The 18813-nt window shown below is 35.6% G+C and carries 31 protein-coding genes; 28 read left to right on the top strand and 3 right to left on the bottom strand.

From position 1 onward, the window contains the following. Positions 1 to 2: 2 nt before the first annotated feature. The 5 genes from NSQ09_RS21980 to NSQ09_RS21960 all read left to right on the top strand — a co-directional run bounded on the left by NSQ09_RS21980 (position 3) and on the right by NSQ09_RS21960 (position 4137). Complete coding sequence (locus tag NSQ09_RS21980) at positions 3 to 320, top strand: hypothetical protein (protein ID WP_041336982.1); 318 nt, start codon at positions 3 to 5, stop codon at positions 318 to 320. Positions 321 to 368: 48 nt separating this feature from the next. After that, positions 369 to 581, top strand: a complete 213-nt coding sequence (locus NSQ09_RS21975; protein ID WP_019712296.1) for a helix-turn-helix domain-containing protein — start codon at positions 369 to 371, stop codon at positions 579 to 581. After that, the gene (locus tag NSQ09_RS21970) at positions 571 to 1647 is read left to right on the top strand and encodes a tyrosine-type recombinase/integrase (protein WP_041336981.1); all 1077 of its coding nucleotides are present in this window, start codon (positions 571 to 573) and stop codon (positions 1645 to 1647) included. The genes NSQ09_RS21975 and NSQ09_RS21970 overlap by 11 nt, the downstream gene beginning before the upstream one ends. A gap of 106 nt (positions 1648 to 1753) precedes the next feature. After that, positions 1754 to 3136, top strand: coding sequence for a DNA sulfur modification protein DndB (locus NSQ09_RS21965; RefSeq protein WP_003231030.1), 1383 nt, complete (start codon positions 1754 to 1756; stop codon positions 3134 to 3136). Positions 3137 to 3159: 23 nt separating this feature from the next. Then, positions 3160 to 4137, top strand: coding sequence for a phage lytic cycle repressor MrpR family protein (locus NSQ09_RS21960; RefSeq protein WP_003231032.1), 978 nt, complete (start codon positions 3160 to 3162; stop codon positions 4135 to 4137). Positions 4138 to 4325: 188 nt separating this feature from the next. Here the strand turns inward: NSQ09_RS21960 and NSQ09_RS21955 are convergent, their stop codons facing one another. After that, positions 4326 to 4550 carry a helix-turn-helix domain-containing protein gene (locus tag NSQ09_RS21955; RefSeq protein WP_004399410.1) on the bottom strand — a complete coding sequence of 75 codons (225 nt, stop codon included), beginning with the start codon at positions 4548 to 4550 and terminating at the stop codon, positions 4326 to 4328. A 182-nt stretch (positions 4551 to 4732) separates the two neighbouring features. Between NSQ09_RS21955 and NSQ09_RS21950 the strand changes: the two genes are divergently transcribed. From NSQ09_RS21950 to NSQ09_RS21865, 18 genes are all read left to right on the top strand, one after another. Then, positions 4733 to 4951 carry a YopT family protein gene (locus tag NSQ09_RS21950; protein ID WP_041336980.1) on the top strand — a complete coding sequence of 73 codons (219 nt, stop codon included), beginning with the start codon at positions 4733 to 4735 and terminating at the stop codon, positions 4949 to 4951. 71 nt (positions 4952 to 5022) lie between these two features. Further along, positions 5023 to 5220 (top strand): hypothetical protein, encoded by a 198-nt coding sequence (locus tag NSQ09_RS21945; RefSeq protein WP_010330351.1) that lies wholly within the window; start codon positions 5023 to 5025, stop codon positions 5218 to 5220. A 111-nt stretch (positions 5221 to 5331) separates the two neighbouring features. Next, positions 5332 to 5526 carry a hypothetical protein gene (locus NSQ09_RS21940; protein WP_003231036.1) on the top strand — a complete coding sequence of 65 codons (195 nt, stop codon included), beginning with the start codon at positions 5332 to 5334 and terminating at the stop codon, positions 5524 to 5526. 82 nt (positions 5527 to 5608) lie between these two features. Further along, positions 5609 to 6106, top strand: a complete 498-nt coding sequence (locus NSQ09_RS21935; protein WP_214288413.1) for a hypothetical protein — start codon at positions 5609 to 5611, stop codon at positions 6104 to 6106. A 196-nt stretch (positions 6107 to 6302) separates the two neighbouring features. Continuing rightward, positions 6303 to 6461: a hypothetical protein gene (locus tag NSQ09_RS21930; RefSeq protein ID WP_326247890.1), complete on the top strand. Its 159-nt coding sequence runs from the start codon at positions 6303 to 6305 to the stop codon at positions 6459 to 6461. Between the two features lie 223 nt (positions 6462 to 6684). Further along, positions 6685 to 7101: a hypothetical protein gene (locus tag NSQ09_RS21925; RefSeq protein WP_326247918.1), complete on the top strand. Its 417-nt coding sequence runs from the start codon at positions 6685 to 6687 to the stop codon at positions 7099 to 7101. A 44-nt stretch (positions 7102 to 7145) separates the two neighbouring features. Then, entirely contained in the window at positions 7146 to 9344 is a 2199-nt protein-coding gene (locus NSQ09_RS21920; RefSeq protein WP_341032675.1) for an RNA ligase, read from the top strand. 44 nt (positions 9345 to 9388) lie between these two features. After that, positions 9389 to 9595 carry a hypothetical protein gene (locus NSQ09_RS21915; RefSeq protein WP_032721704.1) on the top strand — a complete coding sequence of 69 codons (207 nt, stop codon included), beginning with the start codon at positions 9389 to 9391 and terminating at the stop codon, positions 9593 to 9595. After that, positions 9585 to 9725 carry a hypothetical protein gene (locus NSQ09_RS21910; RefSeq protein ID WP_154817148.1) on the top strand — a complete coding sequence of 47 codons (141 nt, stop codon included), beginning with the start codon at positions 9585 to 9587 and terminating at the stop codon, positions 9723 to 9725. The genes NSQ09_RS21915 and NSQ09_RS21910 overlap by 11 nt, the downstream gene beginning before the upstream one ends. Positions 9726 to 9759: 34 nt before the next feature. Then, on the top strand, positions 9760 to 10011 hold the full coding sequence (locus NSQ09_RS21905) for a hypothetical protein (RefSeq protein WP_101502248.1): 252 nt from the start codon (positions 9760 to 9762) through the stop codon (positions 10009 to 10011). A gap of 35 nt (positions 10012 to 10046) precedes the next feature. After that, positions 10047 to 10721 carry an SLOG family protein gene (locus NSQ09_RS21900; RefSeq protein WP_341032671.1) on the top strand — a complete coding sequence of 225 codons (675 nt, stop codon included), beginning with the start codon at positions 10047 to 10049 and terminating at the stop codon, positions 10719 to 10721. 19 nt (positions 10722 to 10740) lie between these two features. Then, positions 10741 to 10923, top strand: a complete 183-nt coding sequence (locus tag NSQ09_RS21895) for a hypothetical protein (protein ID WP_268400818.1) — start codon at positions 10741 to 10743, stop codon at positions 10921 to 10923. Positions 10924 to 11110: 187 nt separating this feature from the next. After that, a complete protein-coding gene (locus NSQ09_RS21890) occupies positions 11111 to 11326 on the top strand; it encodes a hypothetical protein (RefSeq protein WP_061187773.1) in 216 nt (71 codons plus the stop codon). A gap of 14 nt (positions 11327 to 11340) precedes the next feature. Next, entirely contained in the window at positions 11341 to 11496 is a 156-nt protein-coding gene (locus tag NSQ09_RS21885) for a hypothetical protein (RefSeq protein WP_157883194.1), read from the top strand. Positions 11497 to 11773: 277 nt separating this feature from the next. Beyond that, the gene (locus tag NSQ09_RS21880; RefSeq protein ID WP_014479904.1) at positions 11774 to 12091 is read left to right on the top strand and encodes a transposase; all 318 of its coding nucleotides are present in this window, start codon (positions 11774 to 11776) and stop codon (positions 12089 to 12091) included. After that, positions 12088 to 13002 (top strand): IS3 family transposase, encoded by a 915-nt coding sequence (locus NSQ09_RS21875; protein WP_033880480.1) that lies wholly within the window; start codon positions 12088 to 12090, stop codon positions 13000 to 13002. The genes NSQ09_RS21880 and NSQ09_RS21875 overlap by 4 nt, the downstream gene beginning before the upstream one ends. 178 nt (positions 13003 to 13180) lie before the next feature. Continuing rightward, positions 13181 to 13702 carry a hypothetical protein gene (locus NSQ09_RS21870; protein WP_213383362.1) on the top strand — a complete coding sequence of 174 codons (522 nt, stop codon included), beginning with the start codon at positions 13181 to 13183 and terminating at the stop codon, positions 13700 to 13702. Between the two features lie 332 nt (positions 13703 to 14034). Then, positions 14035 to 14448, top strand: coding sequence for a hypothetical protein (locus NSQ09_RS21865; RefSeq protein WP_341032665.1), 414 nt, complete (start codon positions 14035 to 14037; stop codon positions 14446 to 14448). A 65-nt stretch (positions 14449 to 14513) separates the two neighbouring features. Here the strand turns inward: NSQ09_RS21865 and NSQ09_RS21860 are convergent, their stop codons facing one another. Then, complete coding sequence (locus NSQ09_RS21860; protein WP_341032664.1) at positions 14514 to 15326, bottom strand: ATP-dependent DNA ligase; 813 nt, start codon at positions 15324 to 15326, stop codon at positions 14514 to 14516. A 69-nt stretch (positions 15327 to 15395) separates the two neighbouring features. Then, the gene (locus tag NSQ09_RS21855; protein WP_341032663.1) at positions 15396 to 16070 is read right to left on the bottom strand and encodes an SOS response-associated peptidase; all 675 of its coding nucleotides are present in this window, start codon (positions 16068 to 16070) and stop codon (positions 15396 to 15398) included. A 67-nt stretch (positions 16071 to 16137) separates the two neighbouring features. Here NSQ09_RS21855 and NSQ09_RS21850 point away from each other — a divergent pair, with 67 nt between their 5' ends. The 5 genes from NSQ09_RS21850 to NSQ09_RS21830 all read left to right on the top strand — a co-directional run bounded on the left by NSQ09_RS21850 (position 16138) and on the right by NSQ09_RS21830 (position 18804). Beyond that, a complete protein-coding gene (locus NSQ09_RS21850; RefSeq protein WP_114168573.1) occupies positions 16138 to 16359 on the top strand; it encodes a hypothetical protein in 222 nt (73 codons plus the stop codon). 48 nt (positions 16360 to 16407) lie between these two features. Then, the gene (locus NSQ09_RS21845; RefSeq protein WP_341032662.1) at positions 16408 to 17295 is read left to right on the top strand and encodes a hypothetical protein; all 888 of its coding nucleotides are present in this window, start codon (positions 16408 to 16410) and stop codon (positions 17293 to 17295) included. Beyond that, positions 17285 to 17503, top strand: a complete 219-nt coding sequence (locus tag NSQ09_RS21840) for a hypothetical protein (protein WP_341032661.1) — start codon at positions 17285 to 17287, stop codon at positions 17501 to 17503. The genes NSQ09_RS21845 and NSQ09_RS21840 overlap by 11 nt, the downstream gene beginning before the upstream one ends. Before the next feature lie 72 nt (positions 17504 to 17575). Then, positions 17576 to 17893, top strand: coding sequence for a transposase (locus NSQ09_RS21835; RefSeq protein ID WP_014479904.1), 318 nt, complete (start codon positions 17576 to 17578; stop codon positions 17891 to 17893). Beyond that, positions 17890 to 18804: an IS3 family transposase gene (locus NSQ09_RS21830; RefSeq protein ID WP_033880480.1), complete on the top strand. Its 915-nt coding sequence runs from the start codon at positions 17890 to 17892 to the stop codon at positions 18802 to 18804. The genes NSQ09_RS21835 and NSQ09_RS21830 overlap by 4 nt, the downstream gene beginning before the upstream one ends. The last annotated feature ends 9 nt before the right edge of the window (positions 18805 to 18813 follow it).

Here is an 18813-nt window from a genome sequence, read left to right as displayed (position 1 = left end):
TGATGCATGTTGTAGAACTTAGATCTACAAATCATAAAGATATTGATGCCGATTTTGTTTTAAATGCTAAACAAACTTACATAGAGAGTGTACTAAACATTAGGAAAATCATTGTTAATGCAAAAACTGAAGATGATCTACATGGTGCAAAAATAGAGATAGCAGCATTATTAAAAGATCTAAATAGAGTATTATTAGGTGGAGATGGATTAAAAAGAAGCATTGAAAATAATCCGCATTTTAGATCCCTAATACATTTTGTGAAGAATTTAAAACGACACATTGCAATTGAATTTGAAGAGTTTATTTATCAACCATAACATATACGCACTGCAGTCTATAGTATACATAAAAAGTAGGAGGTTGACATGTCAGAGCGAATAAAACAGCTATTGGTCAAACGTGGCATCACAATAGAGGAATTGTCGAGGGAGACAATGATTGATATTCAGAAATTAAACAAAATCATTGAAATGCCAGATGAATCAGATGTTACAACCATAAAGCTTATCGCTCTGGTATTGAATGTCTCTATTGATGAGTTATTGGATGAGAAAGGAGGAGAAGATAATGCAAAATAAAGTTAAACAATTAAAAAATTATGCGGTTTACGATGATATCGAGGGCTTTTTAATCAATAAAGATATAAGAAGTAGCTCAGGGAATTCTAACTATATGATGCCTTCATCAACTAGAAGGGTGTCGAACACCAGAAAGAATTATGAAGGGGATATTAAGCAGTTCTTTAGTGTGATTAAAGGTAAAGATGTCAAAAGTTTAGTTCCCGATGATTTAGTTGTAAGTAAAAGCGAATTAAGCAACTATGTGAAGTATCTTCAGGAAAAGGGATTAGTTAATAATAGTATTAACAGAAAAATGACCTCCCTGAAGATGCTCTATACATATTTGGAGCATGATTATAAGGACTATATTGACTTGTCGGTGTTTAATACTGTCGAAAGGCTTAAAACAGTAACTAAAAACTGGGATAAAACAACCCAGACAGAAGCCGAAAGAATCGCTCAGGATATGTATATAAATGAAAGACAGAAACCTTTAATGAAAAAGCTGTTTGTTAAATTCGCCATCAGAACTTCTTTTCGTGTAAGTGCGATTTTGCGAGTAAGATGGAAAGACATACAGCTTGATGAAAGTACAGGCCATTATATAGTAACAGTTATTGATAAAGGATCTCAGGTTGTGTCTACAGGCATTAACCAGGTATTTTATGAGGAATTGTTGCAGCTGAAGGAAGAGGATGACAGCGAAACTGAATTGGTTTTTCAGGGGCTTTCGGAACAATCTTTACGACACTCCTTAAAAAGGTCGAAAAAAAGGTTAGGAATACCTCCTGAAAGAGAATTAGTCTTACACTCATTTAAGGGTGTAGGAATTGACTATGTCTATGAGAATTCTGGTCACGATTTACTTGCAGCAAAAGAACAAGGAAATCATAAAAACACATTAACAACAGAGAGATATATGAGCAGAAAGATTGACATAGCGAACTCTGCTGGTGTAACAATGGATGAAAAAATCGATTTAAATCCACTATATGAAGCAACCCAAGAGGATTTTATTAGTTTTTTTGAAAACGCTGATCTTGTTACATTAAAAAAGTTTATAAAGCATGTAAATGAGCGATAATCATTTTTTCGGTATATTACTCAGTTCAAATGATAATTCTTCTTGATTAACCAGATTGCCTTTGGTAACTTTAAATTTAGCAACATGACATGAGGTGAAAGGCTATATGACAGTGATCTTTGATCAGTCTGCAAATGAGAAACTGCTTTCAGAAATGAAAGATGCTATCTCGAAAAATAAACACATAAGATCTTTTATTAACGATATTCAATTAGAGATGGCTAAAAATAAAATTACTCCAGGGACAACACAAAAGTTAATTTATGATATAGAAAATCCAGAAGTCGAAATTTCTAAAGAATATATGTACTTTTTAGCCAAGTCCCTATACTCAGTTCTTGAAAGTGAAAGGTTTAATCCACGAAATTACTTCACAGAAACGGATATGAGAGAAATTGAAACGTTATGGGAAGGATCTGTGGAGGAAGATATAAAATTTCCGTATACATTCAAACAAGTTGTAAAGTATTCGGATGATAATTATTTCTTCCCCATCACTGCTAAAGAGTTGTTTATGCTATTTGAAAATAAGTTATTGCACTATAATCCTAATGCTCAAAGAACGAACAAAACGAAAAAACTAGAGGGCTCAGATATTGAGATACCTGTACCGCAGCTCAATAAACAATCGGTTGAAGAAATAAAGGAACTTTTCTTAGATGGGAAATTAATTAAATCAGTTTTTACGTTTAATGCACGTGTTGGAAGCGCAAGTTGTGGCGAAGAATTAAAATATGATGACGACACTATGTCGCTTACAGTGACTGAAGACACCATTTTAGACGTTTTAGACGGGTATCACCGGCTAATAGGCATTACTATGGCTATAAGACAGCATCCTGAGTTAGATCATTTGTTTGAAGAAACCTTTAAAGTGGACATCTATAACTACACTCAAAAAAGGGCGAGAGAGCATTTTGGGCAACAAAATACAATAAATCCAGTGAAGAAATCTAAAGTAGCTGAGATGAGTCAAAATGTTTATTCTAATAAAATTGTTAAGTTCATTCAGGATAATAGCATAATTGGTGATTATATAAAGACAAATGGAGACTGGATAAATCAGAATCAGAACTTACTTATAACTTTTTCTGACTTCAAAAAGGCAATTGAAAGAAGTTATTCTAAAAAAGATTTTTCAACTCAGGCAGACATTTTAAAAACTGCAAGATACCTTACATCTTTCTTTGATGCTTTAGCTACACAATATGTGGATGAGTTCTTAGGTGATATAGCAAAAGAAAGAAAGAGAAGTTTTGTGAACAACTATTTGTTCTTTAACGGCTACGTTGTACTAGCTAAGAAGTTGCAGTTAGATGGAGTAAGTCTAGATGATTTAGAAAGCAAAATTACCGATGTTTTAAGCTCTATAGACTTTAGTAAGAAAAATAAATTGTGGGATGAATTAGGTGTAGTAGACAAGAATGGAAATGCTAAATCACCACAAAAGATATGGAATTTCTTTAACAATTTAAAAATAGACGAGTAATTACTTAGGAGTTGTTTGTTGCAATGTTCAATAGTGAGATTAAGGAAAAATATTTAGATACCTTATCTGAGGGTATGGTTATGCAGATGAGGCCTATTTTTGCAAAAGCAGAGATTACTGAGACTTTATATAATAAAGACATTTATGATTTCACATCAATGCAAATTTTAGAACTTATACGATCATTCGATCAAACCACTATTGGTAGTGTTCGAAGAACCTTAGCATTATTGTCATTGTATATTGATTGGGCAATTTCATATAAGTTAAGTAAAGGATTAACCAATTTGGCAAGAACTATTTCTGAAGAAGAGCTTTATGAATGTCTCGGAGACAAAAAATTATATATTACTTATAGTGAATTAGAGGAAATGGAAAATCAATTAGTTAACTATCAATCAAAGGCTGTATTAAGACTGTTGTTTGAAGGCGTTTCAGGTTTAGCTCATTCTGAATTGCTAAGTTTAACGAAAAAGCAAGTTGAGGATGCGATGCTAAATGGTAACGTTTTAACCCTCTATGATTCAAAGCACGGTGAACGAAAACTAAAAGTTAGTAGTGAATGTCTTGTTATTGCCTTAAATGCAGCTCAGGAAACTAAATATAAATTAAAGAATGGGAAGGCAAAAGGCCAAACAAAAGAAGTCTTTTTAGTTGAAAATGATTATGTAGTTAAAACAAAAAGAACGTCCAACAAAGGAGACGGCCAAGCAAGTAAATTTGTAATAACTAATCTAATTACTGATATATCTGAGTTCTTTAAAATTAACTTTTTAACACCAAATACTATTGTTAGATCTGGTCATTTGTATAGAGCATATCAGCTTTATAAAGAAAAAGGGGTTATTGATAACTCTGTAAGATATCAGATTATAGATGACTTTAATTTAAGGGTAAAATCCAAATATCGAGCAGTTTATTCAATGCAAGATTATATTAATGAGGAAGAGGTTAATAAATATTACGCAGAAGAATTAGGTTTAAAAGAGACCACGATTTAAATATGAAATCCATTTGACTGTTTTAGTTAAATGGATTTTTCTTTTATCTCAAAAAATTGTGAAAAAATTCGCATTTCGACAAAAATAGACAAAATAATCACTTTAAATACATGTTTAAATGTAGTAAGATGGTCATGTAAACCATATGGTTTACTAAGGAGGAGACCAAGACCAAAGTCTTAGTCGTTTCAATGCCTTTCAACCTTGAATTCATAGAGGTCTTCGACATTACAATCTAAAGCAGCAGCAATTCTTTTTGCAGTTCGAATAGACATGTCTACTTTAACTAATCGATTATAGTCGCTCAGCTGCTGTTTCTTAATCCCAGTTATCTCTGAAAGTTCATTGATTGTAATGTCTTTCTTTCTACATAATTCAGGTATCAAGCATTGCCCGATCTCAACTTTAATCATAATCGGACATCCTCCTGCGTTCTGTTATGGAAAGACATAATACATATCATACCATACGAAGCCGATAAATAACCACTAGCATAACACCTACTTTCTATGTATAATGATTATACAAAACAGAACGCACGTTCCCTTAACACCTTAAGGGTTTATCACAGAAAATTGAACATAGGAGAATGAGGATGGCAGGTTATTTAAACAATATTGCACTAAATCTGGAGATTGTACTCAAAAACAAAGCAGATAGTCCAGAAGTCTCTGAAACATTGGCAACCAGGATTTGTGAAAATTTACTTTTATCTAAAGAAGTCTCGTTTTTAAAAGCTGACGGATCAGTTGAAAATTTTAAATTAAATGATATGGAATATGAAATAACAAATACAGAAGAATTGCCTGAGTAAAAATAAAAAAAGAAAGACTCCGTTAAAACATATAATGTAATCAGCAGCAAGAGGAGAATGAAGGTATTGTTTTGAATATATTTGTTGATCAAGATAATTACAAAGAGGTTAGTCTTAGACTTACAAAAAAATTGCTGACTTCAGAACATTATCAATTCCTACTTGGTTTCAAGGGAGAGAAATTAGATATTACAATTTCAGTTACACCACAAAGCCTCGTTAAGCTTAGGGATGACATCAATGAATTGATCTTTATGTTCTCAGATTAAAATTAGATTCGGTCACATAAATTGACCGAATCTAATTGACAGATATTAAATGATGGGTTATAGTTTATTCAAATACAAATAATATGTATATAGGAGATGGTAAAGGGAGCTATGTTGCTTGATGAAAAGCTCGATAAATTAATGAAAACGATTCTGCGATTAAAAGCATACAAAGAAGAGGAAAATTTACGAAGAGTCATCGGAGAATTTCATTCAATAATTGATTATGCTTACGAGGGGATGTATATAGCTGAAGATATGTTAAGAGAAGAAGAAAGTAAGGGCAAAGAAGTAAGTACATATTGAATTGTGTAATTTTCACTAAGGTAACAAAATTAAAATTAGTGGATAAAATGTAAGTTTTATCGAGATTCAGATAGGGGGATGTATGTTGAAAGAAATTAATATGATTGAACGTTCTTATTGTGGAAGTGAGGGATGTATGGGTTGTCCTTTCTCACACAGCGATGAAGCTGAAATGGCTCAAAATTATGGCTGTCTTCCGACACCTAAGCAAATTATTGAGATGAAGGAAAAGAGTGGACATAATTGGGCATGTCATAGCGATGAAACAGTTTTGTGTGGTGGTTTTGCTAAGTACATAAAAAGAAAGAGACCTGATTTAAATATAAATAAAGGACAATTAATCTCGTACGAAACATGGTACCATGAAGGTGAAGGGAAAGCTATACAGGAAGCAAATTCAAGAGAGCTCCGACTGGCTCAGGATGAGATTCAACGTCTTACAAAAGAGAATGACGGCATCAAACAAGCTTTAAATAAAATCGCTGTTCTCAAGCCTTTAATTAACAATGAAACTAATACTTGCAACCTTCAATTTGCAATTACAACAGCACAACTGGCACTGGAAGGGGGGACGAAATGAACACAGCATACAGAGTTTGGGACGGCGAGAAGATGCATTATTGGGATGATGGTGAGCTGAGTCTTATTATCTCGGGTGGAGAATGGAGGCTGTGTCGCAATATCGTTGGAGCTCTTTATCCCATCTGTATTGCGTCTAGTGCTCAAAAAATACTTCTCTCATGTGGGGAACAGGGTTAAAGGACGAAACTGGAAAAATGATTTATCCCGGCAATGGTTTTTCCATCCCTTCTAAAATGGTGAGATTGACCAAAACAATCGAAACATCAGGAGGAATCCACAATGTACCGGGTGACTACGGAGAGAATATCAGAATCATTGGTGATGTTTACGAAAAGAAGGAGGGCGCGGAATAATGGCATTTCACAAAGAAGTGATTGAGACTATATACAAAACGGTTGTTATTTGCGATAAGTGCGGTAAAGAGAAGGTTTTAAACATAGGGCATCCGTTATCGTGGGAGGGGCATATGAACGGCGCTTTACACCATGATTACACATTCACGGAGAAGGGGAACGGTTTTGAAACTCTATGCCCCGCATGTCAGAAGGAGGGCGCGGAGTGAGTGAGAATTCTAATCTGCTATCGGAGGATAATGTGAAAACAAACCAAAGAGAAAAATTCATCCGAAATGGTATCCCATATGATGAACTTGATACACAAATGATTAATTTAATTGATATTTTAAATTTCGAGATGGGATTAAAAACACGTCATTGTTGTTTTGGGCATAAGCCATACGAAGAAATTCAAGTGATGTTTGAAGAAGAAGTGAATTTAAAAGAAGATCAAATTCTGGAATTAGCAGAATTAGCGGGAAGAGAATGGAAAGGTCTTCAGTTAAGCTTTAGCAAATGGGCGAGGTTTTCCCCGTTGATGTTTAATTGGTCATTGGTGCTATCGAAAAGATTCAGAAATCCGGAAGATCCAAATAAATACCGTTACCTAAGATCAGTTGAAGAATTCTTTGAAAGCTATGCACAAAGAAGTGAATAAAAGATGCATTTTAAACAAATAAAAATCAGAAAGGTTGATAGAATTTGAGAACATTAGTGTTATTAAGAGGCTGCCCAGGAGTGGGGAAATCAACTTGGATTAAGGAAAATGGACTTGAGCAATACACTCTTTCTGCAGACAACATTAGACTGCTGTTTCAGTCACCTGTATTAAACAAAAGTGGAAAATATGAAATCTCTCCAAAACACGACAACAAGGTGTGGGATTTATTACTAAAGTTGCTTGAAGATAGGATGGATCGCGGTGAATTCACAATTGTCGATGCAACTCATTCAAAGCAAAGCATGATTTCAAGATATAAGCCACTAGCTCAAAAATATAGATACCGTGTATATGTAGTTGATTTTTCTGATGTGAATGTTCGGAGAATCTTAAAAAGAAATAAAATGAGGGCTGAACATAAACATGTTCCTGAAAGCAGTATTCTAAATATTTATGAAAGAATGACAACAGAAAAAGTGCCATCTTGGGTAACTGTTCTAAAACCAGATGAGTTTGAAAACACGATGACTTATAAGCCGAGATGTTTTGACGATTATAAAAAGATACATATTTTCGGAGATGTTCATGGGTGTAATACTGTGCTTCAAGAGTACTTAAACGGTGATTTGAATGAAAATGAACTATACATTTTTGTAGGAGATCTTATCGACAGAGGTATTGAAAATGCACAGCTGTTAGAATTCATGATCAAAATTAAAGATTATAAAAATGTGATTATTCTCGAAGGAAATCATGATAGATATATCAATATGTATGGGAATGATGAAGAAACACCTAGCAACACATTTAACAACAAAACTAAGCCAGAAATCGAACAATCCAACATTGATAAAAAAGACATTAGACAGTTGGCCAGGAAGTTTCATCAGTTAGTTTACTTTACATATAAAAACACTACATACATTGTAACTCATGGAGGAGTTTCAACCGTACCTGAAAATCTCTTGATGACCGCAACAACACAATTTATCAATGGAGTTGGAGATTATTCAGACGATATTGATTATGAATTTGCAAAAAATACGGCTGACCAAAATGTTGTACAGATTCATGGACATAGAAACATGTACCGTTTACCTGTGTTAGCAGCAGAAAGATCTTATAACCTGGAAGGGCAAGTGGAAAGAGGAGGTCATCTTAGAGTCGTTACACTGTCTGAGAACGGAATTGAAACGCATGAAGTGAAGAATAAAGTTTTTAAACAAAGTTCAAGTGATGTGCAGAGTAATAGTGTAACTGTTGGAACAATTGATGATTTGGTTTCCCACTTACGTGATCATGAATATGTCCAAGAGAACAAGATGCCAAACAATATCTCATCATTTAATTTTACAAAGCAAGCATTTAGAAAGAAAAAGTGGGATGAAACAAATATTAAGGCAAGGGGTTTGTTTATTAACACCCAGAATAATGAAATTGTAAGTAGAAGCTATGATAAATTTTTTAACATTGGAGAACGATCTGAAACAAGAATGCATCATCTCGTAGATACAATGAAGTTTCCTGTAACAGTGTTCGATAAGGCAAATGGATATTTAGGGACTGTGGGGTATGACTCTTTGTCAGATCAGTTGGTATTCACTTCTAAATCCTTTACATCTCAATTATCAAATGACCATGCGAAATGGGTAGAGGAGTTGTTCTTGAAGACCTTTGATGAATTTACGGTAAATGCCATTAAATATTATCTGAAGCTAAATAATGTTTCATTCGTTTTTGAAGTAATACTTCCAGAAAAAGATCCACATATCATTGAATACAATCAAGACAAACTAGTCCTCTTAGACATAGTAAAAAGACAGATGTCATATGAAAAACTCCCTTACAGTGAAGTGAAAGCTACTGCAGAGTGTTTATCCATTGAGTGCAAAAAACAAGTTGCGGAGTTTAGTAACTGGACAGATTTCTATAGATGGTATCTGGACGTGTCACAAGATTTTTCAATTGAGGAAGAGGGTTATGTAATTGAAGATGCTGCTGGCTTCATGACAAAACTTAAGCTCCCTTACTATAACTTTTGGAAACAAATGAGGGGAGTAAAGCATAAGATCAGCAACAAACATGAGCATATGGTTAACACAGGAAGCCTTTACACTCCTTTGCATAATAGATTTTTTGCATGGGCTAAGACAAAGGACAGAGGGTATCTAAAATCAACTTCCATTATCAAATTGAGAAATGATTTTGAAAAAGAAACTGTGGTATTGGAAGCCAAATGAATTCTAGATAAAAGTAAAATTTTAAAGAGAGAGGAAGAGGAGAAATGATTAAAGGGATGGTTAAACATGAGCTACTTAAAACAAGTGATGGTGTTTTAAGGTTGGCTGAAGATACACTGTGTGGCGGTTTTTCTCTTGGCATTAGAACGCCTGAAGGAGCTGACTGGAGATATATTAGTGATGAACTCGGACAGTTGTTAATTAAAGAGCTTTCTGACGATCAGATAGGAGGCCTCAAGAATGAAAAATAAAATATTGGTTGTTGATTTAAAGGAAATGATTGAAAATAACATTTCACAAAGGGGAACAGATGGCACTAGATATTACCGGATCAGTAGAGATCAATTAGAAGAGATTATTGCAGCATTAGAAACTAAATAAGATAGAAGTTTTATCACATTAAAGGAGGAGTACTGTGTTATTAAAAAAGGAAATTGACATTTTTAATCCAGACATTATTAAGGTTGGGAATCCTATTAAAGTGGTTTGGAATAAAGGTAGACATACTGAATATACAGATTATGGAATTATTTTAGAAAACAATGAATCATTCTTGATTTATGGGATGATAAACGATAAAGGTGATTCAATAAAAGTAAAGCTTGAAGCAATTACAGTAGCATTATCCAGCGGAATTGAAGTGAAAATAGGCAGTTGGGGATTCTGATAAAAAGACTGTTTTAAAGAGAAAGGAGCTGAACCATGGCAATTGATTTTGCAAAACTAAGTGATCCAGAATGGAAAAAGCAGTGGGCTGATGAAAGAAAAGAACGTGAGCGGCAATTAGAAGAACAAGAAACACTGAGAAAGAAGACAGTTTGCTTTACCGGTCATAGACCAAATAAATTGGGTGGCTATGATATGAGAAATCCCACAATGCTCAAACTCAAAGATAAGCTGCTTGAAGTGATTGAGGAGTTAATCATAAAAGAAGAGAAGTCCAGGTTTATAACTGGAGGAGCATTAGGAACTGACCAGGCTGCTTGCTGGTGTGTACATATTCTAAAGAAGAAATACCCTCATATCAAAAACATAATTGCCACACCTTTCAAAGAACAAGATAAAGTTTGGTCTGCAGACCAAAAAATGTGGTACAAACGTATGCTTGATGTTGCAGATGAGATTATTAATGTTGAAGAATTAGGTAAATATAAAGTTAGTGGAGATAAACCAGGAGAGTTTTCGCCGGCTAAGATGCAAAAGCGAAATGAGTACATGATTGATCACAGTGAAGCAATAGTAGCTGTTTATGATGGAAGTAAAAGTGGCACAAGAAACTGCTTAAATTACGCCAAGAAAACTTACTTAGGACATCAACTATGGAGACTTCATCCTGATTTTAATTTTGAATTAGATATTACTTATATAGTTGGATGATAATGAGAGGTGAACTTTTCTGAAACTAATTGAAGAAATAACATATGAAGAAAGATTGTACATATATTCTGATGATATTGAAGCGAAGAAGCATTTCGTAAGTGAATTAGAACCAAAAGGGTGGATAGTAGACAATCGCTGGGTTGGAATTGATCTCAATCAAATAAAACAGTTTTATCGGTTCAAGAGGGAATTAAAATAAAAGGATTATTTATTCAGAACGGAGGACAAGAGGATAGGTTATATTAAATACATAATTGAAACAGCTTGGTTTAACATAGTTTGGTTTAAATGGCACCTAGGAGCGGACATAAGCGTATTTGATGGCTGCGGATGGAATACATATAAATGTTTAAAGAGTAAAAATAAAATAAGTGGAGGTTATAAAAATGATAAAGAGGAATCTGCTTAGCAACCACGTTGATGAGATTATTGGAGAATATTACGCTGCTAAAGGATATTCAGTTCAGAGTATTGATCGCCAAGAAAATGGTCAACTAATTGTTGTTACGCAGCGAGTAACAGAGGAAAGGGAACCGGAGAAAGTTGATTTAGCATTTGATTTCATACATAAAAGACCGCATAGAAAGAAATATCTTGCTTAAAGGGGGATTAGAAATTGGACAGAATGAAAGAGCTTATTAGAAAAAATCTGAGTCTGAAGAAGATGTTAGAAGCCAACGAAAGAGAGATACTTGAGGAGAAACGCAAAATAAGAGTTCAAAAATTTTCTCGAAAGTTGATCGAAAGACAGCAAGAAAAAGCATTAGTCTAAATGAAGCTGATAAGAGTAAGTTATGAAATTGTTGAAAGAAAGGGATTAATAATGATTAAAACAAGGCTATTCGAAGATGAGTATTGTAATGGAGAATGGGTTGAAATTGATAGGTTAATAAATGGTTTCATAAGATCAGAGTCAATTGAAGTTGTTGATATAAAATACAATTCCTTTAATACTGGTCGCACTCATAACTATTTAGCCCCCTAATGAATTTGGACACCTACTAAGAGTGGTTTTATACTTATGGTTGCCAAATAAGGGGGCTTTTGTGATGCAAAGACGAAAACATTCTGCTGAATTTAAACAACAGGTGGTACAAGAAGCAATTGAAACAGGCAATAAAGCTTTGGTGGCGAGACGTCACGAGCTCAGTCCAAATCTCGTAAGCAAATGGGTAAAAGCTTTTCAGGAAAAAGGCAATCTAGATCATTCCGGCATTCAAGATATTGTTTCTCCCTCAGGGATCAAACAGTTGGAGGAGGAGAATGACCAGCTTAAAAAGCTGTTAGGCGAAAAAGATTTAGAAATTTCCATTCTCCGTGACGTACTAAAAAAGAAGAACCCTCACTTACTGAAACGCTTGAAATAGCGAATGAGTGGATTGCGAAAGGTTATGCCGTCCGTAAAGTCCTGAAGATTTTAGAGATTTCTCCTTCTACGTACTATTATCAATACAAGAAAGAAGAAAAGTCAGTAAGTGAGGGCAGACCCATTCCGGGCTATTCACTCACTAAGAACGGCAAAAAAATACCGGATGAACAAATACAGGAATGGCTGATGGAACTCATCTCAGGTGAAGCCGGTGTCTATGGCTATCGAAAGTTGTGCCTCCGCCTTCGAAGCGAGTATGCGCTACAGATTAACAAAAAGAAAGTGTACCGATTATGTAAGGAACTCGATATCCTACAGCCACAGCGAGAAGTGAAGTTCCACTATCCAAGAAAATTAGCGAGGAACCGGATCATCACTGAATCGAATCAGCTGTGGGAAGCAGATATTAAATACGGCTACATCGAAGGTGAAGAGCGTTTCTTCTTTATTCTATCGCTCATTGATGTATATGACCGTTCCATCATTGATTATCATATTGGTTTACATTGTACCGGACACGACGCTGGCCAACTCGTGCAGCGTGCCTTGTTTAAGCGTCAGCAATTTGAAAGAGAAACAAAGCCAGTCATTCGAACGGATAATGGTCCACAATTTATTTCTCTAGCGTTTCAGAAAGCATGTGAAACGTTCCACATCGAACATGAACGCATTCCGCCGAGAACACCGAATATGAATGCCCATATCGAGTCGTTTCACCGATTACTAGAGTATGAATGTTTGAGGCGGTTCGCTTTTCATTCCTACGCAGATGCGTATCATGAGGTGGCTGAATACATGGATTTCTACAATAATCGAAGAATCCATTCGAGTATTTTAGATTTAGCACCAAATGAATTTTATCAACGAAACCAAACAGAAGAGCTAACGATTAAAGAAGTGAGAGTATGAGGCAGGATGATTTTCTTGCCTCACCTAAAATAAAGAGCAATTCTATGAAATAATGAGCTAAGAGTAGTATGTGTCCAAAATTAGGGGGTTAACCCGATAATACAGCGCTGCTTATCTATAGAAAAGAAATTTAAGATCATCAGATAGTGATGATGAAACCGTGATTAGGGGGAAACGAATGAACAAGGATATTCAATTTTTAAAAGAGCTTCAAAATGAATTGAAAACACAGGATCATGACTCTCAAGCTGAACCTCGATTTTGGACAGTCGGTGATTATGAATGGGTTGAAGCTCGGGAGGAAAACGCAGAGCGTTATTCTGTATACCTGCCATATATTGCAGAAGCCTATGTTTTTGATGCTTATCTAGAAGAAATAAAAGAGGATAGTGAGCTGTCTAAGGAAGCCCTAACAGAGTTGCAAGAAATTGAGGACGACTATGATGATGCTATTGAGTGGATTCAAAAATATATTGATGAAGAAGCAGAACTAATTCCAGAAAGAAAGGTTCACATTATACAACCAAATACAATGTTTTTGACCAAAGCAGAAGCAAAGAGACACATCAGATTGAATAAGCACCATTACACTTCAGAAGCTCATACTTACGCAATGACAGCTTGGAGAGCACCGAAAGTTGAGCGGCTGTTTAAGATACTTGAAACGTTTGACTGGAAATCAATAGAGACTTCTAAATAAAAGATAGTTTTTAAACAGAATCTAAATGGAGGTTGCTGTTCGTGCCTTTATTTGTACCAAGACACCAGTCGGACAAAAATACTTCCAACATAACATCACCTCCAAATTTAATAATAGCTTATATACCTTGTTTGCGATGGTTTAAAAGTGTTAGGGGGAAAAGAATTGACCAAACAAGAACGGGAAGACTATTTAAACAGGCTTGCTGATTACGGATTAACAGAAGAAGAGGATGATGCAATGACAAGTATTATGGACGATTTAGGACTTGATTGGTGATCAAATTAGAATCAAAATAAAATATTAAACTTATTAGAATAGGGGGAACAAAATTGCCAAATCAAGAGCAAATAAAACGCATGAATGATATTAATGACTTGATAAAGCTAATTGCTGACATTGATCATCGTACATTCTACCGCAAGTCAAAGGATCGCATAGCGTATTTCAGATTTAAGAAAAAACTGTTCTTCGTTGATGATTACACGGGGGATGACGTTTACCCGTATGAAATGGGATACGGTAGTCCAAACGGTTTTTCGCATGGAGGCAACATGTGGCAACTGGTCAACAGCTTTAGAAAGTTCATTATAACAGGGAAATGCGGTGAATTAAGAGATTATAAGGAAATTTGGGCATACAGCTATGAAGGGTGTATGAAAATCCGTCAGAAGGCAAAAGAAATAGGGTTTATAGAGACTGTTGATTATCCTTATAGCTTCGATGAACGGATGAATACTAATTGATCCATGTACTAAATTTTCATTGAATTTTAAAAGGCTATGCTCTAAGGAGTTATGTAACGGAGAGATTATACTCTCCAGGATTCGAAGGAAGGTATGCGGAGTTTTCCGTGCTTAGTCTTAAATCTGTGCTTAACCTTACATAAGATAGGTTCAATAAATACATAATCATCAGATTCAGACTTTACTTGTTTCATAGAATGAAATTTGCCACGTTCTGCGTTTGGCATGAATTCCATAAATCCAGCTGCAGTTCCATCAGGATAAGACAGAAGGAATTTTATATCCTTTTTCGTGTAGCCGGTTATGAGAACTTCGGTGTAATCGTAATTGATCACTTTGAGCCAATTATGTGAACGTTTATTGATCTCATAAGGGGAGTCAGCTTTCTTGAGTACGATTCCCTCTAAGTTCTTTTCTTTGGCCAGGTTGAAGTAAGCTAGTCCGTTACCTTGAATTCCTTCGATTACAAAGACATTAGGATGATTTAGCTCAAGTGAGTTTAGAGTTATCTTACGCTCAGTGATTGGCTTAGCTGCTATTGATTGACCGTCTTTATAGATAACATCAAAAACACAGTAAACAATCTTATGAGCTGACTTTTTGGACATGAAACGTTCCATTACAGCTTCAAAGTCAGGAGCACCACCTGGGGCAGCTACAATAACTTCACCATCGAGTACTGTTCCATCTGGAATATCTAAGTCTAAGAGTTCTGGAAACTTGCTTGTTACTTCGTTGTTGTGACGAGTGTATAGCTTAATCTGATTATCAAATTTAGAAAGGATGAGTCTGATTCCATCAAATTTGAGCTCAGTGATATAGTTCTCGTCGTCAAATGGCTCTTTTATTGAATGCAATAGCATTGGCGATACAAACAAAATATCACCTCCTACTTAGAACATATTAGCTAAGCGAAGGTGATATATAAAGCGATATGGCAGTGGTACTTAATGGGATTCAATTAGCTCAGGTGAATTGTTTTTAGGCGAATTCACTAAAGATGAAACCTGGTATGCTTCCATGTCATTAGGATCGTATGGTTGCAGTAAACTTTGTAGATAGTCAAGATCAGTATTTTTAGGGTTGAGCCATTCTTTTTCATTGTCATGGGTCAGGATAACTGGCATCCGATCATGAATGTCCTCCATAAGCTCATTAGGCTTTGTTGTAATAATTGTGCAAGTGTACAGTGGATTGCCTACTGGTGTGTTCCACTTCTCATATAAACCAGCAAAAGCAAAGAGATTGGATGATTTAAGTTTAATCCGCATAGGAATCTTAGTCTTTGGATCAAGACGCTTCCATTCATAAAAACTGTCAGCGGGTATGATACAACGTTTGCTGACGAGTGGCTTTCGAAAACTTGGTTTCTCGGCCAATGTTTCAGCTCGAGCATTAATCATTTTATAACCGATTTTTTCGTCTTTAGCCCAAGGAGGGATAAGACCCCATCTAAGTTTGCCCAGACGATTATTGTATCCATCGTTGATGATTGTCAGGATGTTTTGTGAAGGAGCGACATTATAGCTTGGGTGATATTCACCTTCGGGTAAGAATTGATCTATGTTGAATTGCTCAATGATGTCATCAAACTCAGAAAATAAAGTGAACCTGCCACACATGTTCATCATCCTTTAGGGTTTTTGAATATTGTACAGGCTTGATGCATGAAAATCAAAAAGGAGGAATGTGATGCAGCAAACAGTAGAGGTTAAAGAAGTTGAAGTGTTGATCAGGGGAATCTGGAGGAAGAAAAAGTTCACTGATATTCAAAAGGGGCAAACCTTTAAGATTGAGGAGAATGGGAGAGTAAAGAAGTACATAGCAAGAACAAATCCTTATTGGGATGACATGTATGAGACTTACATAATTGATTTGTTGGATAAAAATAAAATTAGAAGATCTAGATAAAACAGAGATGATATAAGAATAAAAATAAAATTAAAAAGGGGAATTTTGATGAAGCTAATTGGTATTAAAACAAGTAACTGTTTTTTGGTGTCAGACAATATTGAGGGCAAGAGATATTTTCATAGTCAATTAGATGAATTGCTTTTCGATGGGAAACGAGCATCTGAAACGTATAAGTCAGACTGGTTTAAACTAGATAAGGAGCCAAGAATTATTGAAAAGCAATTGCCAGCTAGAAAAATCAATCATAGGTATGAATTAAAAAAGGGATTCCAAGAATCTGAATTAACTCCAAAAGTAATTAAAGCTTCTTACATAGGTGAAGACAGTGAATACTATGAAGTGAAAGGTCTATATGATTTGAAATTTGAAGAAGTCCCACAACAGAATCAAAAAATTGAGTTTGAAATGAACGTAATTGAAGAGATTGACGGAGAACTTAAGCTGCAAAGTCATAATTTTAACTTGAATTATAACTTACTGGATAGAATTCAAACTCATCCAATGCTTCTTGAAACAAAGCCGTGCTACTTGTCCCGAGAAGAAAGCTATAAGATTATCAGAAACCATATAAAAGCCAATATAAACCCTAAGTTTGCAAGAATCACAAGTGATTATGATTTCTGTTTAACTGTGGTCAAAGTTTTGGAGCTTTACAAACCTCACGAGTATGTAGTAGATCTTAATGCAATGTACAAACGGAGAAAGCCTAAACTTGAGAAAAGATTTCAAACAAAGCGGGAAGTTGAAATTTACAATGTTGCACCTAAAGCCTATCAGAGCTACCCAATTGTAGAACCGTTTAGTGGAAAGGACGTTGAAGATTTAAAGAGTAATATTAAGAAATTTTTAGATGATCTGATGGCTAAAATCAACGAGCCTTTAGTTGAATGTAAATGCTGCAAAGGAAGAGGAGTTATTTTAAATGAAAATTAAATTGGACAAAGACTACATGGTAAATGAATTGGGGCTGCCGGAATCTTCACTACTGGAAGAAATCACTGACACGTCTAGGTGGAGCATTCACTATAGAATTGTGTTCTCATATCAGGGTCGCTTTTTTGAAACTTTCTATAGCAAAGGCGCAACTGAAAACCAGTATGAAAGCCCTTGGGAATTTGAAGATCAAGTGGATTCTATTTAGCCCCCTAATGAATTTGGACACCTACTAAGAGTGGTTTTATACTTATGGTTGCCAAATAAGGGGGCTTTTGTGATGCAAAGACGAAAACATTCTGCTGAATTTAAACAACAGGTGGTACAAGAAGCAATTGAAACAGGCAATAAAGCTTTGGTGGCGAGACGTCACGAGCTCAGTCCAAATCTCGTAAGCAAATGGGTAAAAGCTTTTCAGGAAAAAGGCAATCTAGATCATTCCGGCATTCAAGATATTGTTTCTCCCTCAGGGATCAAACAGTTGGAGGAGGAGAATGACCAGCTTAAAAAGCTGTTAGGCGAAAAAGATTTAGAAATTTCCATTCTCCGTGACGTACTAAAAAAGAAGAACCCTCACTTACTGAAACGCTTGAAATAGCGAATGAGTGGATTGCGAAAGGTTATGCCGTCCGTAAAGTCCTGAAGATTTTAGAGATTTCTCCTTCTACGTACTATTATCAATACAAGAAAGAAGAAAAGTCAGTAAGTGAGGGCAGACCCATTCCGGGCTATTCACTCACTAAGAACGGCAAAAAAATACCGGATGAACAAATACAGGAATGGCTGATGGAACTCATCTCAGGTGAAGCCGGTGTCTATGGCTATCGAAAGTTGTGCCTCCGCCTTCGAAGCGAGTATGCGCTACAGATTAACAAAAAGAAAGTGTACCGATTATGTAAGGAACTCGATATCCTACAGCCACAGCGAGAAGTGAAGTTCCACTATCCAAGAAAATTAGCGAGGAACCGGATCATCACTGAATCGAATCAGCTGTGGGAAGCAGATATTAAATACGGCTACATCGAAGGTGAAGAGCGTTTCTTCTTTATTCTATCGCTCATTGATGTATATGACCGTTCCATCATTGATTATCATATTGGTTTACATTGTACCGGACACGACGCTGGCCAACTCGTGCAGCGTGCCTTGTTTAAGCGTCAGCAATTTGAAAGAGAAACAAAGCCAGTCATTCGAACGGATAATGGTCCACAATTTATTTCTCTAGCGTTTCAGAAAGCATGTGAAACGTTCCACATCGAACATGAACGCATTCCGCCGAGAACACCGAATATGAATGCCCATATCGAGTCGTTTCACCGATTACTAGAGTATGAATGTTTGAGGCGGTTCGCTTTTCATTCCTACGCAGATGCGTATCATGAGGTGGCTGAATACATGGATTTCTACAATAATCGAAGAATCCATTCGAGTATTTTAGATTTAGCACCAAATGAATTTTATCAACGAAACCAAACAGAAGAGCTAACGATTAAAGAAGTGAGAGTATGAGGCAGGATG

It is taken from the genome of Bacillus sp. FSL W8-1202 (genome assembly GCF_038006165.1).
Lineage (GTDB): Bacteria > Bacillota > Bacilli > Bacillales > Bacillaceae > Bacillus > Bacillus subtilis.
Note: the sequence above shows the minus strand (reverse complement) of the source record. Positions and strands in the feature narration are given on the sequence as shown.

Bases quoted from the DNA above. Each gene is read 5' to 3' on its own strand.
- NSQ09_RS21940 (WP_003231036.1), top strand. From the start codon at position 5,332: ATGTTGCTTGATGAAAAGCTCGATAAATTAATGAAAACGATTCTGCGA.
- NSQ09_RS21965 (WP_003231030.1), top strand. From the start codon at position 1,754: ATGACAGTGATCTTTGATCAGTCTGCAAATGAGAAACTGCTTTCAGAA.
- NSQ09_RS21855 (WP_341032663.1), bottom strand. From the start codon at position 16,070: ATGTGTGGCAGGTTCACTTTATTTTCTGAGTTTGATGACATCATTGAG.
- NSQ09_RS21955 (WP_004399410.1), bottom strand. From the start codon at position 4,550: ATGATTAAAGTTGAGATCGGGCAATGCTTGATACCTGAATTATGTAGA.
- NSQ09_RS21910 (WP_154817148.1), top strand. From the start codon at position 9,585: ATGAAAAATAAAATATTGGTTGTTGATTTAAAGGAAATGATTGAAAAT.
- NSQ09_RS21840 (WP_341032661.1), top strand. From the start codon at position 17,285: ATGAAAATTAAATTGGACAAAGACTACATGGTAAATGAATTGGGGCTG.
- NSQ09_RS21935 (WP_214288413.1), top strand. From the start codon at position 5,609: ATGTTGAAAGAAATTAATATGATTGAACGTTCTTATTGTGGAAGTGAG.
- NSQ09_RS21915 (WP_032721704.1), top strand. From the start codon at position 9,389: ATGATTAAAGGGATGGTTAAACATGAGCTACTTAAAACAAGTGATGGT.
- NSQ09_RS21950 (WP_041336980.1), top strand. From the start codon at position 4,733: ATGGCAGGTTATTTAAACAATATTGCACTAAATCTGGAGATTGTACTC.
- NSQ09_RS21980 (WP_041336982.1), top strand. From the start codon at position 3: ATGCATGTTGTAGAACTTAGATCTACAAATCATAAAGATATTGATGCC.
- NSQ09_RS21900 (WP_341032671.1), top strand. From the start codon at position 10,047: ATGGCAATTGATTTTGCAAAACTAAGTGATCCAGAATGGAAAAAGCAG.
- NSQ09_RS21870 (WP_213383362.1), top strand. From the start codon at position 13,181: ATGAACAAGGATATTCAATTTTTAAAAGAGCTTCAAAATGAATTGAAA.
- NSQ09_RS21975 (WP_019712296.1), top strand. From the start codon at position 369: ATGTCAGAGCGAATAAAACAGCTATTGGTCAAACGTGGCATCACAATA.
- NSQ09_RS21835 (WP_014479904.1), top strand. From the start codon at position 17,576: ATGCAAAGACGAAAACATTCTGCTGAATTTAAACAACAGGTGGTACAA.
- NSQ09_RS21960 (WP_003231032.1), top strand. From the start codon at position 3,160: ATGTTCAATAGTGAGATTAAGGAAAAATATTTAGATACCTTATCTGAG.
- NSQ09_RS21845 (WP_341032662.1), top strand. From the start codon at position 16,408: ATGAAGCTAATTGGTATTAAAACAAGTAACTGTTTTTTGGTGTCAGAC.
- NSQ09_RS21890 (WP_061187773.1), top strand. From the start codon at position 11,111: ATGATAAAGAGGAATCTGCTTAGCAACCACGTTGATGAGATTATTGGA.
- NSQ09_RS21930 (WP_326247890.1), top strand. From the start codon at position 6,303: ATGATTTATCCCGGCAATGGTTTTTCCATCCCTTCTAAAATGGTGAGA.
- NSQ09_RS21880 (WP_014479904.1), top strand. From the start codon at position 11,774: ATGCAAAGACGAAAACATTCTGCTGAATTTAAACAACAGGTGGTACAA.
- NSQ09_RS21970 (WP_041336981.1), top strand. From the start codon at position 571: ATGCAAAATAAAGTTAAACAATTAAAAAATTATGCGGTTTACGATGAT.